We start from the raw sequence: 13,653 nt of genomic DNA, 5'->3' as shown, positions 1-13,653 counted from the left end.
ACCCACACGAATTGCTTGATTCAGTTGTTAAAGAGCGGTTGGTTAAGATCTTTCGTCTCAACCGAGGCGCGCATTCTACAGCAGCCTCATTTGCTGTCAAGTGATTATTTTCAGAAGTTTTCGAAGAATTCTTCAACAACTTCAACCACTTGCGCTTCCGATCTCTCGTCAGCGGGAGGCGAATTCTACAGCGTTACACGCTGCTGTCAACACCTCTTTTTCAACTTCCTTCTGGCTTCGATGAACTGAAGCAACCTGCTGCCGAAACCTGCATAACTCATTGAATCTCAAGGAGTTTTCCGTTTCGACTGCGCCGGAAGTGGGGCGAATTATAGACATCCTGAATCTGCCGTCAACCGTTAATTTCGCTTTTTTATCGAAGCATGCGAAAAGGCTCCCTCTATATAGATAGACACAACTCGCATGCCTGATTCGAACTCAACCAGAAGGCCCCGCCCCAAGAGAAAGCGCATACTAATTACGACCTGGCCTCGCCACGCCCGCTGATTGAGCGCTTCAAGACCATCGAGTATTAAAGGAGGGGAGTTTCAACAATAGATGGTGTCCCAGGGCAGGTTCGAACTGCCAACCTTCCCCTTAGGAGGGGGATGCTCTATCCAATTGAGCTACTGAGACACACGCTTTGTCGCAGCAGACGCTGCATGACGGACGGCGTGCATGTTAACCACCGAACCCCGATTTGTCATGTCGTCCGTTGGGCTTTTTAAGTGTAGGCAAGCGCCCTGCAATGCCGCGGGAAGAATTACCGTGCATTTTGCATGCTCACTGAAAGGCCACCATTGCAGATTGCAACCTGCACAATTCGAAAAACCTGCTCAAATGCTTGTTTTTAAAGGACTTAACAGAGGTTAAACTGTTGGCACGACGGCTGCTTTGTCTGTTCTATCGAAGAACATTCGGAGCTACACCCATGAACACCACCCTTTTGCTTGCAAATGCAATTGCTCTTGCGGTTTTGGTGAGCTTCCAGTTTGTGCCCGAGAGTGCAACACAGAAGCCATTGGTCCAGCGCATGCCGCATTACTTGCAGGTACAAAAAGCCCCCCAGCTGGCGGTGTTGAGCGATCAGGACACCTCTACCCCACAGGCTGTCAGTAACTCTGAGCAGGTGCGACCAGCACTGACCTCCGAACATCTGGTTTTTTGAAACATCTTCAGGAGTCAAACATGTCCAAGTCAGCTGCGGGATTTCTGATCCTCGCCCTATTGAGTGGCGTTGTGCACTTATCGCTATTCGAGGGCGCTGAAATCACCCTGCCCCTGATTGGCTGCGGCATTTTTGCCATACTATTTGTGCTGGCACTGGCTGCGGGAAGAAAGATCAAATTTGATCCGGTTTTACGCTGAGCCTGATCAGACGCAAAAGATCACTGACGGCCTCCGCCAGCTCCCCGGAATTATCAATGACATTTACCGGCTCATCACTTGACCGCCTATCCTTGAACAACACATTGCGATCCAGTCTTGCGTCAATTTGCTCAAGCGTTTCTCGACCGCGCTTGAGCAGACGTTCTCGCAACACCTCATCCCGAACTGTCAGCAAGACTGGCAGCAGCGCTGGATAGCGCTGCATTGCTTGACGCAGATTGGCCCGCGAACCATTGACCAATACATGCCGTCCAGCATTCAGCCATTGATCCATTTCCACTGGAATCCCGTAGGCGAGACCATTGGCACGCCAGGCCAATGAAAATTCGCCAGCGCGCTCACGCCGCTCAAACTCATCCGGTGTCACGCCAACAGCATCCTCCCCCACCGATTCGGCGGATCGAGTGATCACCCGACGCATCACTTCACAGCTCAATGCACGTAAGGGGGATCGCGCAGCCTCGATCAAACTGTCCTTGCCTGACCCGGACGGCCCCATCAAGTAAATTAGCTTGCCATCCATCCTGAAAACACCCTCCAGCAGGTGTATGCCACTAGTAAATCGGCAATTTGCCACTATCCTGTACAGGTAAGGAACAAGGATGCAGAACCCGCATAGAATGCACGTTCTGATGCCCTCGGACATCTATTGATGTGTAGCAGGAAGCGGACAAGGATGCGGACAGAGGTGAAGATTTCAAACCAGTCCGCATTTCTGATAATTGGTGCTGGCATTACGCCTTTACCCAGCTCAATATTTGTCACAGAATTGACGCCAATGATCTGGCAATTTTGAGGCATGATGCGGGCCTCTTAACAATTCAGGTTGAACCATTTGGCGCGGATGCTTGTCCTACCACACATCCTGCGGCCAATCCCGAGAACCGCTCCCCTGAACTAACCGGTTAAATATATGCGCCCATTGAAACAGGCAATTTATTCCAGCCGTACGGCTGACAAGTTCGTCGTACGTCTGCCAGACGGAATGCGTGAACGCATTGCCGAGGTGGCTCGCAATCATCATCGCAGCATGAACTCCGAGATCATTGCGCGCCTTGAGCAGAGTCTTATTCAGGAAGGTGCACTGGGCGAAGAGCTGAGCATGCGCCTGGACAGCCCGGAGCTGTCGTTGCATGAGCGCGAGTTGTTGCAACGTTTCCGCCAGCTGTCTCACCGTCAGCAGAACGCCCTGGTGTCCTTGATTGCCCATGACGCCGAAATGGCAGCAGACGCGTCCTGAGCCATAACGAACATCTCAAGCCAGCATAATTGCTGGCTTTTTTTTGCGCGGATTTTGAGTTTTCCCAAGCAAAAAAAAGCCCACCAGATAGGCGGGCTGTTTCGCTGTAGCTGATCAGAGCAGGAATATTGTCGCCAGCCCGAGGAAGATGAAGAAGCCACCGCTGTCAGTCATCGCAGTAATCATCACGCTAGCCCCCATCGCAGGGTCTCGCCCCATCTTCGCCAAGGTCATAGGGATCAATACCCCCATCAACGCAGCCAGCAACAGGTTGAGAGTCATTGCCGCGGTCATCACCACACCCAACGACCAACTTCCGTAAAGAAGATAAGCAACGACACCAATCACACCGCCCCAGACAAGGCCATTGATCAAGCCTACGGCCAATTCCTTGCGCATCAGGCGCGAAGTATTGCCGGTGCTTACCTGATCGAGTGCCATGGCGCGAACGATCATGGTGATCGTCTGGTTACCGGAATTACCGCCAATGCCAGCCACGATCGGCATCAGTGCAGCGAGCGCCACCAGTTTCTCGATCGAGCCCTCGAACAGACCGATCACCCGCGATGCGACAAACGCAGTGATCAAGTTGATCGCCAGCCATGCCCAACGGTTACGAAGCGACTTCCAGACCGACGCGAAGATGTCTTCCTCTTCACGCAGACCCGCCATGTTGAGAACTTCGTTCTCGCTTTCTTCACGAATCAGGTCGACCATTTCATCGATGGTCAGACGACCGATCAACTTGCCGTTCTTGTCGACGACCGGAGCCGAGATCAAGTCGTAACGCTCGAACGCCTGCGCGGCGTCGTAGGCATCTTCGTCCGGGTGAAAACTCACCGGGTCGCTAGCCATCACCTCGGCTACTTGTTTGTCCGGATCATTAACCAAAAGGCGCTTGATCGGCAGCACGCCTTTGAGCACACCGTCGTAATCGACCACGAACAGTTTATCGGTATGGCCCGGAAGCTCTTTAAGGCGACGCAGATAGCGCAGAACGACTTCGAGACTGACATCCTCACGGATAGTCACCATCTCGAAGTCCATCAACGCACCAACCTGCTCCTCGTCGTAGGACAAGGCCGAACGCACGCGCTCACGCTGCTGGTTATCCAGGCTCTCCATCAGCTCATGGACAACGTCTCGCGGCAGCTCGGAAGCCAGGTCAGCAAGTTCGTCTGCATCCATGTCCTTGGCAGCGGCCAGGAGCTCGTGATCGTCCATGTCGGCGATCAGCGTTTCACGAACGGAGTCGGATACTTCGAGAAGAATGTCGCCGTCGCGATCAGCCTTGACCAATTGCCAAAGCGTCAGACGGTCGTCCAGTGGCAAGGCTTCAAGGATATAGGCGACGTCGGCGGAGTGCAGATCATCGAGCTTGCGTTGCAGCTCGACGAGATTTTGCCGGTGAACCAGATTTTCTACGCGATCGTGATGCGCGCCTTCCTGGCGATGAGTCAGGTCTTCAACGACCCGTTGACGCTGCAGCAGCTCGACGACCTGAGCCAGGCGATCCTGCAGGCTTTCTTGCGTTTTCTTTACTTCGATTTCAGACATAGGCGAACTCCACTCCCAGCAGCGGGGCACGCCGGAAGAATCAATCAGTCAATTCATGATTGGTGAAACGGGGTACTGAGTAACTACTGGGTAAGTCCATGGAATTTTTCCATAAGCCCCGGCGGGGCTGACGGGCGCAATGATACACCGCCTGACGGTTTAAAACGTTAAAAAATCGCGGGCGAAACAAGCGCTTGCGAAACAAACCTGAGCACTGTCCTGATCCTTGCTATGCGACGACTCATTCTGAAAAGAAAACACACCGACACTGAAAAATGTAGCGACTACCCTTGAGCATAGATCGTCATGGAGGACGTCGAATGCCCTTGAAAACACCTCACCTTGTACTCGCCAGCCTGCTCTGCGTGCCGCCTAGCGGAGCCGCCCTCACACTGCATCGTTGCGAAGCCGATGATGGCAGCATCACCTTCACCTCGATGAGTTGTGCGCACGGCGAGCGGCGCTCAGCACAGGAAGTTCACCCCTATTCCCCCGGATCAGTCGTGGCTGTGATGCCGGAACACAACCATGAGGAAATATCCGGGAGAACAACAAAAACTCGAGCACTGGGGATTGTTGGTCACGCTGAAGACAGATGCGGAAACCTGATCGACGCCAGGCAACGTCGCGAAGCGATCATCAATCGCCGCGTCATTGCCGGCATGAGCCAACAAGATGTCGAGAGCGCGCTAGGTAAACCGGACAAGGTAAATATCCGAACATCGACGACGAGCTATCGATACGACCTCAAGCGAGGACGTTCGGCTCAAATTGATTTTGACGAGCGAGGATGCGTGAAAGCAAAAGCCGAATCCCGGACAGCAAAAAGCCCGCGTTAAACGCGGGCTTTTTGGTATATGGTGCACTCGACAGGATTCGAACCTGTGACCGCTCGGTTCGTAGCCGAGTACTCTATCCAGCTGAGCTACGAGTGCATTTGTGTTTTTAGACCAGACCACAACTGGCTGAAACCAAGTTATTCACATTGCTGCAACTAACTCTTAAATGGTGCACTCGACAGGATTCGAACCTGTGACCGCTCGGTTCGTAGCCGAGTACTCTATCCAGCTGAGCTACGAGTGCATTTGTGTTTGTTAGACCAGATCACACCTGGTTGAAGCCGAGTCATTTACATTGCTGTAACTAACTCTTAAATGGTGCACTCGACAGGATTCGAACCTGTGACCGCTCGGTTCGTAGCCGAGTACTCTATCCAGCTGAGCTACGAGTGCATTTGTTGCGCCGCATTATAGCCCGTCTAATCTCTATTCCAACCACTTTTTCTATTAATTTCAACAACTTACAGAAAAAGCCAGATTACAACGTACTAAGCAAATAATGGCGGAGAACGGGGGATTCGAACCCCCGACACCCTTTTGAGGTGTACTCCCTTAGCAGGGGAGCGCCTTCGGCCACTCGGCCAGCTCTCCGCAACACGGGGCGTATCTTAACCAACCTTTTCCCCGTTTGCAAACATAAAAATCGATAAAAATTAATGGCTTGGTTCTTCGTCCTTCTCTTTCTTTATACGCAGGTAAATTTCCTCACGGTGCACGGCAACCTCTTTCGGGGCGTTGACGCCGATACGCACTTGGTTTCCTTTAACGCCGAGCACGGTCACGGTGATTTCGCCATCACCGATAATCAGGCTTTCTGCGCACCGACGAGTCAGAATCAGCATACCTTTCTCCTTACGCAATTCAGTTCAGGGACAACAGTCTGCAAAAAAAAGGCACCCGACCTACAACCGGAGCGATCGTAGCCCTACATGCCTGAGTATTGACCAGCGCGAGCAAAAGAACAGTTCAGGGCTCGCGCCATTCAAAAAATAAAGGGCGCGGTCAGACCGCGCCCTTCAAGAAACGGAATTACTCGCCCTGGCGGGCCGGAGCATCCAGTTCGAAAGCCGTGTGCAGGGCGCGCACGGCCAGTTCCAGGTACTTCTCTTCAATCACCACGGAAACCTTGATTTCCGAGGTCGAGATCATCTGGATGTTGATGCTTTCTTTCGCCAGGGATTCAAACATGCGGCTGGCCACGCCTGCGTGGGAACGCATGCCGACGCCGACGATCGAAACCTTGGCAATCTTGGTGTCGCCAACTACTTCACGGGCACCGATCTCGCGAGCGGTGTTTTCCAGCACGGTCTGTGCGGCCTGGTAGTCGTTGCGGTGCACGGTGAAGGTGAAGTCGGTGGTGTTATCGTGCGCTACGTTCTGCACGATCATGTCGACTTCGATGTTCGCGGCACTGATCGGGCCGAGAATCTTGAACGCCACGCCCGGGGTGTCTGGCACACCACGGATGGTCAGCTTGGCTTCATCGCGGTTGAAAGCGATGCCGGAAATGATCGGCTGTTCCATGGTTTCCTCTTCATCAATAGTAATGAGGGTGCCCGGACCCTCCTTGAAGCTGTGCAGTACGCGCAGCGGAACGTTGTACTTGCCGGCGAATTCCACCGCACGGATCTGCAGCACCTTGGAACCGAGGCTGGCCATTTCCAGCATCTCTTCAAAGGTAATCTTGTCGAGACGTTGAGCGACTGGCACAACACGTGGGTCGGTGGTGTAAACACCATCAACGTCGGTGTAGATCTGGCACTCGTCAGCCTTCAACGCGGCAGCCAGTGCCACACCGGTAGTGTCGGAACCGCCACGACCGAGAGTGGTGATGTTGCCGTGCTCGTCGACGCCCTGGAAACCGGCGACAACGACAACGCGACCGGCTTTCAGATCACCACGAATCTTCTGGTCATCAATCTGCAAGATACGCGCTTTATTGTGCGCACTGTCCGTCAGGATCCGCACCTGATTACCGGTGTACGACACCGCCGGCACGCCGCGCTTGATCAGCGCCATGGCCAACAGGGCAATCGTCACCTGCTCACCAGTGGAAACGATCACATCCAGTTCACGCGGAACCGGTTGAGTGTCGCCACTGATTTGTTTGGCCAGATCGATCAGACGGTTGGTTTCGCCGCTCATTGCAGACAGCACAACCACCAGGTCATCGCCGGCATCGCGGAATTTCTTAACCTTGTCGGCGACCTGCTCGATTCTCTCGACAGTACCGACCGAGGTGCCTCCAAATTTCTGTACGATCAAAGCCATTTCAAAGCCGCCTCTGCCCATGAAGGGCGCCCAATAATCACTCGAACAGCCGCCGGGCCCGCCACTAGACTGCGGGCCGGGCGGACTGCCTTATAAACCCTGCTCGACGAATGGAACGGTCAGCGCCAGTGCGCCATCCAGTGCGCCGGCGTCGATACCGCCGCCCTGCGCCATGTCCGGACGACCACCGCCCTTCCCGCCCACTGCCGCAGCAGCCTGCTTCATCAAATCACCGGCTTTGAGTTGGCCAGTCAGGTCCTTGGTTACGCCTGCAACCAGTACGACCTTTTCCTCATGGACACTGCCGAGCAGGATCACTGCGCGGCCGAGTTTGTTTTTCAGCTGATCAACCAGCGCCAGCAGCGCCTTGCCGTCCTGACCATCCAGACGTGCGGCCAGAACCTTCACACCCTTGACGTCCACTGCCGAGTTCGACAGATCGTCGCCCGCGGCACTGGCAGCCTTGGCCTGCAACTGCTCCAGCTGCTTCTCCAGTTGGCGGTTGCGCTCCAGCACAGCCGACAGCTTGTCGATCAGGTTGTCGCGGCTGCCCTTGACCAGGCTGGCCGCTTCCTTGAGTTGTTCTTCTGCCGCATTCAAGTAGGCCAGTGCTTGCGCACCGGTGACTGCCTCGATACGACGCACGCCCGATGCCACACCGCCTTCGCTGATGATTTTCAGCAGGCCGATGTCGCCGGTACGGTTGGCGTGGATACCGCCACACAGCTCGACGGAGAAATCGCCGCCCATGCTCAGCACGCGCACGTTGTCGCCATACTTCTCGCCGAACAGCGCCATGGCGCCTTTGTTCTTCGCGGTTTCGATGTCGGTTTCTTCGGTTTCAACCGCGGAGTTCTTACGGATCTCCGCATTGACGATATCTTCCAGCGCTTTGATCTGTTCCGGCTTGATCGCTTCAAAGTGGCTGAAGTCGAAACGCAGACGCTGGCTATCCACCAACGAACCTTTCTGCTGAACGTGCTCGCCCAGTACCTGACGCAATGCAGCGTGCAGCAAGTGCGTGGCCGAGTGGTTCAGCGAAGTGGCGTGACGCACTTCGGCGTCGACGTGAGTTTCCACTGGCGCGCCAATGGTCAGGCTGCCCGAGTCCAGCACGCCGTGGTGCAGGAAGGCGCCGCCGGTCTTGGTGGTGTCACGTACGTCGAAACGCGCGTTACCTGCCTGCAGGAAACCGCAGTCGCCGATCTGGCCGCCGGATTCTGCGTAGAACGGCGTCTGATTCAGAACGATCACCGCCTCTTCGCCTTCATTCAAGACGTCGACCGACTGGCCATCTTTATAGATAGCGACAATTTTTGCCGAACCGCTGGTGTCTTTGTAGCCGGTGAACTCGGTGGCGACATCAACCTTGACCAGGGTGTTGTAGTCCAGACCGAACGAGCTGGCCGAACGCGCACGCACACGCTGGGCTTCCATTTCACGTTCGAAACCGGCTTCGTCGACAGTCAGGCTGCGCTCACGGGCGATGTCGGCGGTCAGGTCCATCGGGAAACCGTAGGTGTCGTAGAGTTTGAACACCACGTCGCCCGGCACCACGGTGCCTTTGAGTTCCAGCAGATCCTGCTCGAGGATTTTCAGGCCGTGCTCCAGCGTTTTGGAGAACTGCTCCTCTTCAGCCTTGAGTACACGCTCGATGTTGCTCTGTTGCTTCTTCAGTTCCGGGAACGCTTCGCCCATTTCAGCAACCAGCGCGGCAACGATCTTGTAGAAGAAGCTGCCGGTGGCGCCCAGCTTGTTGCCGTGACGGCAAGCACGACGGATGATCCGGCGCAGCACATAACCGCGACCTTCGTTGGACGGCAGCACGCCGTCAGCAATCAGGAAGCCGCACGAACGGATATGGTCGGAAACAACCTTGAGCGACGACTGATCGCCATTTTCGCAACCAATGGCTTCAGCCGAGGCCTTCAGCAGGTTCTTGAACAGGTCAATGTCGTAGTTGGAATTGACGTGCTGCATCACCGCACTGATCCGCTCCAGGCCCATGCCGGTGTCGACCGACGGCGCTGGCAACGGATGCAACACGCCATCGGCGGTGCGGTTGAACTGCATGAACACGTTGTTCCAGATCTCGATGTAACGGTCGCCGTCTTCTTCCGGCGAGCCCGGTGGGCCGCCCCAGATGTGGTCGCCGTGATCGTAGAAAATCTCGGTGCATGGGCCGCACGGGCCGGTATCGCCCATGGTCCAGAAGTTGTCGGAGGCGTAAGGCGCGCCTTTGTTGTCGCCGATGCGGATCATGCGCTCGACCGGCACACCGATTTCTTTGGTCCAGATGTCGTACGCTTCGTCGTCGGAGGCGTAGACAGTGACCCAGAGTTTTTCCTTCGGCAGTTTCAGAACGCCGGTCAGGAAGGTCCAGGCAAAGGTAATCGCGTCGTGCTTGAAATAGTCGCCGAAGCTGAAGTTACCGAGCATTTCGAAGAATGTGTGGTGACGAGCGGTATAACCGACGTTTTCCAGGTCGCTGTTCTTGCCACCGGCACGCACGCATTTCTGGCTGCTGGTCGCGCGGGTGTACGCACGTTTTTCCTGGCCCAGGAAGCAGTCCTTGAACTGGTTCATCCCCGCGTTAGTGAACAGCAGGGTTGGGTCGTTGCCCGGAATCAAAGAGCTGGAGGCTACACGGGTGTGGCCTTGCTCTTCGAAGAAGCGAAGGAAGGCTTCACGGATTTCTGCGCTTTTCATTAGGTTCTTCCACGGAGGCTGCGGCCAAAGGCCTGTTCGAAACGTCAACAGACGAAGCGACGGCAAAGGGCCGCATTATATCGGCCCTGCGCGCGGGGTACAGCGTGTTTATACGATAGAAACGGTCAATTGGACGGCTAACGCTGTCACTTGCGCGAAAACTCGACGAATGTCGCGATCACTTGCTCGATTTGCGAGCGATTGACGTCCATGTGCGTGACCATACGCAGGCGCGCGGCGGCGCTCAACTTGATCCCGCGTTCGCCGGCAAAGGCCTTGATCGCTTCAGCTTTTTCACCCATTTGCACATAAACCATGTTGGTTTGCACCGGTTCGACGATGAAACCTGCTTCACGCAAGCCCTCGGCCAGTAACTGTGCATTGGCATGGTCGTCTGCCAGACGATCAACATTGTGGTCCAGCGCATACAGCCCCGCCGCTGCCAGCAGCCCGGCCTGACGCATGCCGCCGCCAACCATTTTGCGCAAGCGACGAGCCTTGCCGATCAACTGCTCGGAGCCACAAAGCACTGAGCCCACCGGCGCGCCAAGGCCTTTGGACAGGCACACCGACACCGAATCAAAGTACTGAGTGATTTCCCGGGCATCGACGCCCAGCTTGACTGCCGCGTTGTAAAGTCGCGCGCCGTCGAGGTGCAGTTGCAAGCCTTTGTCCTGAGTGAAGCGGCGAGCGCGGGCCAGATACTCCAGCGGCAGGACTTTGCCTTGCATGGTGTTCTCCAGCGCCAGCAGACGAGTCCGGGCGAAATGGAAGTCTTCAGGCTTGATCGCCGCCGCGACCTGATCCAGATCCAGCGAACCGTCGGCCTGCACTTCCAGCGGCTGCGGCTGGATCGAGCCCAGCACCGCCGCGCCACCGCCCTCATATTTGTAGGTGTGCGCCTGCTGGCCAACGATGTATTCGTCGCCGCGCTCACAGTGCGCCATCAATCCCAACAGATTGCTCATGGTGCCCGTCGGTACGAACAACGCGGCAGCAAAACCCAATCGCTTGGCCAGTTCGGCCTCGAGGCGATTGACCGTCGGATCTTCGCCGTAAACGTCATCACCGGTGTCCGCTGCGGTCATCGCATCGAGCATGGCGAGAGTCGGTTGGGTGACGGTGTCGCTGCGAAGATCGATAACGCTCATGAACCTGGCCTCTAATCAGCAGGGGAAATCCCTTTACGAAGTTGAATTACTGCGGTCATCGCTCGGATTAATCAACCCTTGCACAAGGAAAAGTCGTTTCGAACCGCCAGAAAATTCGATGGCAATCATCAGAAAGGCGCAATGCACACAGCCACAATCTGTGTTAAAAACGCTGCGCCGCCCGAGAAAGGGCGGCAAAAACGTTCTCAGGGCGGGGTGCAATTCCCCACCGGCGGTAATTGCGCGCAATGCGCATAGCCCGCGAGCGCTTGGCGACGAACACAGCTTGGGTTGTGCGCGGTGGCAAGGTCAGCAGACCCGGTGTGATTCCGGGGCCGACGGTCATAGTCCGGATGAAGAGAGAACGGGATTAACGCCAAAGGGCCGTCCGCGCGATGTTGTGCGTGTGCGCACCCTTGAATCCCTTTCGATTCATAACGCCCTGTTTTTCACACAAACAGGAGTCAGAAAATGCAACCCACCGCTATCGACAGCAAAAGCAAACACCCTCACGGCGAGCGCGTCGCGTTCATTCAGGCCTGCTGGCACAAGGAAATCGTCGACCAGAGCCGTAAAGGCTTCGTCGCCGAAATGCTTGCCTTGGGTTATCAGGAATCGGACATCGACATCTTCGAAGTCGGCGGCGCTTTTGAAATGCCTCTGCACGCCAAGTTGCTGGCCAAGACCGGTCGTTATGCCGGCATCGTCGCCGCAGCCCTGGTCGTGGACGGCGGCATCTACCGTCACGAATTCGTTGCTCAGTCGGTGGTCAGCGGCCTGATGCAAGTGCAGCTGGAAACTGAAGTGCCGGTGTTCTCGGTGTCCCTGACGCCGCATCACTTCCATGCTGGTGAAGAGCATCAGAAATTCTTCTTCGAACACTTTGTGCACAAGGGTCAGGAAGCGGCACGGACTTGCGCCGATACGCTGCGCAAGGTTCGCGCACTGCGCCGCACCGAGCCGCATGCTGTAGCCGTCTAAACACGATGAGTGAGATCTGTGGTCTCACTCATTCCCCTGTGGGAGCGAGCTTGCTCGCGAAAGCGGACTGACAGCCAACTCAAATGTTGAATGCCAGATTGCATTCGCGAGCAAGCTCGCTCCCACAGGGTTATATGTCGAAACCGAAACTGGGGTCAGGCGAGGTTTTCGCCGCTGGTCGGGACGATCAGGATGCCTGCGCGCAAGCCGTTCTTGACCTTGGGATTGGGGAAGATGATCCGTGCGCCCTCTTCCTCAATGACCCAACGGGTATTGGCCAGATCTTCGGCCAACACATAGCCCATCTCCAACTCGGAAAAGTTTTCGATGTCCTGCGGCAGGTTCAGACGGAATGCATCGCTGTGCTTGATGATTTCCCGGGCGACACTGAACAGCTGCAAACCATCCAGCTGCGCTTCAGCCATCTGGGGCTCAGTGCCTTCGATAATCTGCTTCAAACGAGTTTCCAGCAGCGAGACGTTAACCCCGTCGTTCTGCCCGAACGGCCGCGCCTTGCCCAGCTCCAGCGTAAACGCCTCGGCACCGAGCTTGTCGTAGGTGTACGAGCTGAAGACGATCGACGGTTTGTTCTGCAACAGCACCGCTTCCATCCCGGCAGCGCGCAGACGTGCCAGCTCCAGGCGCGAATGCTGCCGACCTTCCTTCCACGGATAGAGTGCGAATTGTTCGATCTTCGAACCGCGAATCGCCGTGTGCAGGTCATAGTGCAGACGCTGGCGATCCGGCAGGCTGAAGAAACTCGCCGCCAGACGTTCCAGCTCACAGGCACGCAGCGCTTCGCTGCCACTGCTTTGTTCATGACGGCCGTTGAACAGCCGATTGACGTCCTGCTCGACGAAACGCTCGCCCTTGCGAATCGCTTCCGGGTTGCCGAACAGGAACAGAATGCGTGCGCGCGGCTTCAGATCGCCGCGGGCTATGTCGTGCAGCAGCCGATCAAGTAACTCGATCGGCGCAGTTTCATTGCCATGGATGCCTGCCGACAGCAGCAGGTCCAAGCCGTTGTCGCGAGCTTCCGGTGGCCGGACTTCCAGCGCACCTTCGCTCAACCAGCGCATACGCACGCCTTCGACAGTCAGTTGAGTCTTCTCCGCCGGTTCGCGGCCGGCGAGGGTCAGTTCAAGCAGTTTGCCGAGGGCGAGCATAGAGCGGTTTCCTTAGTGATCGTGGTTGCAATCCGGGCCGTGCACGTGGTCTTCGTCGTCGCCGACGTCAGCCGGTTCCATTTCCAGTTGCAGACTTACCAGATTAGTCGCCAATGGGCGCAGCAGCAGGTTGGCGTACTCGGCGTCACCTTCTTCTACGTCCACGCCGATCAGCAACTGGCCACGGCCGTCCTGCTGGATCCACAGCTCTTTGCCTTGCCACATGACCGCGACGCGGGTGCACGAGGTTTGCAGTTGCGTGCCGTCGGTGTCTTCAAGGATCAGCTGCAGGGAATCGCTCATGTTTTTACTCTCTTGGGGAGACAAGCCGCGCGCCGCGTTCAGGCGAC

The 13,653-nt window shown here is 56.1% G+C and carries 13 protein-coding genes, 5 tRNA genes and 1 riboswitch; of the genes, 5 read left to right on the top strand and 13 right to left on the bottom strand.

What is annotated here, in order from left to right; translation table 11 throughout:
• Window positions 1-559: 559 nt before the first annotated feature.
• Window positions 560-636: transfer RNA gene (locus H8F23_RS05760), tRNA-Arg, on the bottom strand.
• Between the two features lie 295 nt (window positions 637-931).
• On the opposite strand from H8F23_RS05760, the gene H8F23_RS05755 reads away from it, so the two are divergent.
• Both H8F23_RS05755 and H8F23_RS05750 read left to right on the top strand, forming a co-directional pair.
• Complete coding sequence (locus tag H8F23_RS05755) at window positions 932-1,168, top strand: hypothetical protein (protein ID WP_194933698.1); 237 nt, start codon at window positions 932-934, stop codon at window positions 1,166-1,168.
• Between the two features lie 20 nt (window positions 1,169-1,188).
• Complete coding sequence (locus H8F23_RS05750) at window positions 1,189-1,368, top strand: PA3371 family protein (RefSeq protein WP_194933697.1); 180 nt, start codon at window positions 1,189-1,191, stop codon at window positions 1,366-1,368.
• Here H8F23_RS05750 and phnN read toward each other — a convergent pair.
• On the bottom strand, window positions 1,343-1,912 hold the full coding sequence (phnN, locus tag H8F23_RS05745; protein WP_194933696.1) for a phosphonate metabolism protein/1,5-bisphosphokinase (PRPP-forming) PhnN: 570 nt from the start codon (window positions 1,910-1,912) through the stop codon (window positions 1,343-1,345). The genes H8F23_RS05750 and phnN overlap by 26 nt on opposite strands.
• Before the next feature lie 390 nt (window positions 1,913-2,302).
• On the opposite strand from phnN, the gene H8F23_RS05740 reads away from it, so the two are divergent.
• On the top strand, window positions 2,303-2,629 hold the full coding sequence (locus H8F23_RS05740) for an Arc family DNA-binding protein (protein ID WP_003178899.1): 327 nt from the start codon (window positions 2,303-2,305) through the stop codon (window positions 2,627-2,629).
• 114 nt (window positions 2,630-2,743) lie between these two features.
• Here H8F23_RS05740 and mgtE read toward each other — a convergent pair whose 3' ends face one another.
• The gene (gene mgtE, locus H8F23_RS05735; RefSeq protein ID WP_007919330.1) at window positions 2,744-4,186 is read right to left on the bottom strand and encodes a magnesium transporter; all 1,443 of its coding nucleotides are present in this window, start codon (window positions 4,184-4,186) and stop codon (window positions 2,744-2,746) included.
• Between the two features lie 320 nt (window positions 4,187-4,506).
• Between mgtE and H8F23_RS05730 the strand changes: the two genes are divergently transcribed.
• A complete protein-coding gene (locus H8F23_RS05730; RefSeq protein WP_194933695.1) occupies window positions 4,507-5,025 on the top strand; it encodes a cell envelope protein SmpA in 519 nt (172 codons plus the stop codon).
• A gap of 19 nt (window positions 5,026-5,044) precedes the next feature.
• On the opposite strand, the gene H8F23_RS05725 is transcribed toward H8F23_RS05730, so the two are convergent.
• The 8 genes from H8F23_RS05725 to ltaE form a co-directional block, all read right to left on the bottom strand.
• Window positions 5,045-5,121: transfer RNA gene (locus H8F23_RS05725), tRNA-Arg, on the bottom strand.
• Window positions 5,122-5,192: 71 nt separating this feature from the next.
• Window positions 5,193-5,269 (bottom strand) — tRNA-Arg (locus H8F23_RS05720).
• A 72-nt stretch (window positions 5,270-5,341) separates the two neighbouring features.
• Window positions 5,342-5,418: transfer RNA gene (locus H8F23_RS05715), tRNA-Arg, on the bottom strand.
• Window positions 5,419-5,525: 107 nt separating this feature from the next.
• A tRNA-Ser gene (locus tag H8F23_RS05710) sits at window positions 5,526-5,616 on the bottom strand.
• A gap of 62 nt (window positions 5,617-5,678) precedes the next feature.
• Window positions 5,679-5,867: a carbon storage regulator CsrA gene (gene csrA / locus H8F23_RS05705; protein ID WP_002554426.1), complete on the bottom strand. Its 189-nt coding sequence runs from the start codon at window positions 5,865-5,867 to the stop codon at window positions 5,679-5,681.
• Window positions 5,868-6,054: 187 nt separating this feature from the next.
• On the bottom strand, window positions 6,055-7,296 hold the full coding sequence (locus H8F23_RS05700; RefSeq protein WP_007919332.1) for an aspartate kinase: 1,242 nt from the start codon (window positions 7,294-7,296) through the stop codon (window positions 6,055-6,057).
• Window positions 7,297-7,386: 90 nt separating this feature from the next.
• Entirely contained in the window at window positions 7,387-10,005 is a 2,619-nt protein-coding gene (alaS, locus tag H8F23_RS05695; RefSeq protein WP_194933694.1) for an alanine--tRNA ligase, read from the bottom strand.
• Window positions 10,006-10,151: 146 nt separating this feature from the next.
• Complete coding sequence (gene ltaE, locus H8F23_RS05690) at window positions 10,152-11,156, bottom strand: low-specificity L-threonine aldolase (RefSeq protein ID WP_194933693.1); 1,005 nt, start codon at window positions 11,154-11,156, stop codon at window positions 10,152-10,154.
• 198 nt (window positions 11,157-11,354) lie between these two features.
• Window positions 11,355-11,526: riboswitch (FMN riboswitch) on the top strand.
• A 101-nt stretch (window positions 11,527-11,627) separates the two neighbouring features.
• Here ltaE and H8F23_RS05685 point away from each other — a divergent pair.
• Window positions 11,628-12,137, top strand: a complete 510-nt coding sequence (locus H8F23_RS05685) for a 6,7-dimethyl-8-ribityllumazine synthase (RefSeq protein ID WP_194933692.1) — start codon at window positions 11,628-11,630, stop codon at window positions 12,135-12,137.
• Between the two features lie 155 nt (window positions 12,138-12,292).
• Here the strand turns inward: H8F23_RS05685 and astE are convergent, their stop codons facing one another.
• The gene (gene astE, locus H8F23_RS05680) at window positions 12,293-13,303 is read right to left on the bottom strand and encodes a succinylglutamate desuccinylase (RefSeq protein WP_194933691.1); all 1,011 of its coding nucleotides are present in this window, start codon (window positions 13,301-13,303) and stop codon (window positions 12,293-12,295) included.
• Between the two features lie 12 nt (window positions 13,304-13,315).
• Entirely contained in the window at window positions 13,316-13,606 is a 291-nt protein-coding gene (locus H8F23_RS05675) for a hypothetical protein (RefSeq protein WP_016983958.1), read from the bottom strand.
• Window positions 13,607-13,653 lie beyond the last annotated feature (47 nt).

Origin of the sequence: Pseudomonas neuropathica (assembly GCF_015461835.1) — a bacterium.
Classification (GTDB): Bacteria; Pseudomonadota; Gammaproteobacteria; order Pseudomonadales; family Pseudomonadaceae; genus Aquipseudomonas; species Aquipseudomonas neuropathica.
Note: the sequence above shows the minus strand (reverse complement) of the source record. Positions and strands in the feature narration are given on the sequence as shown.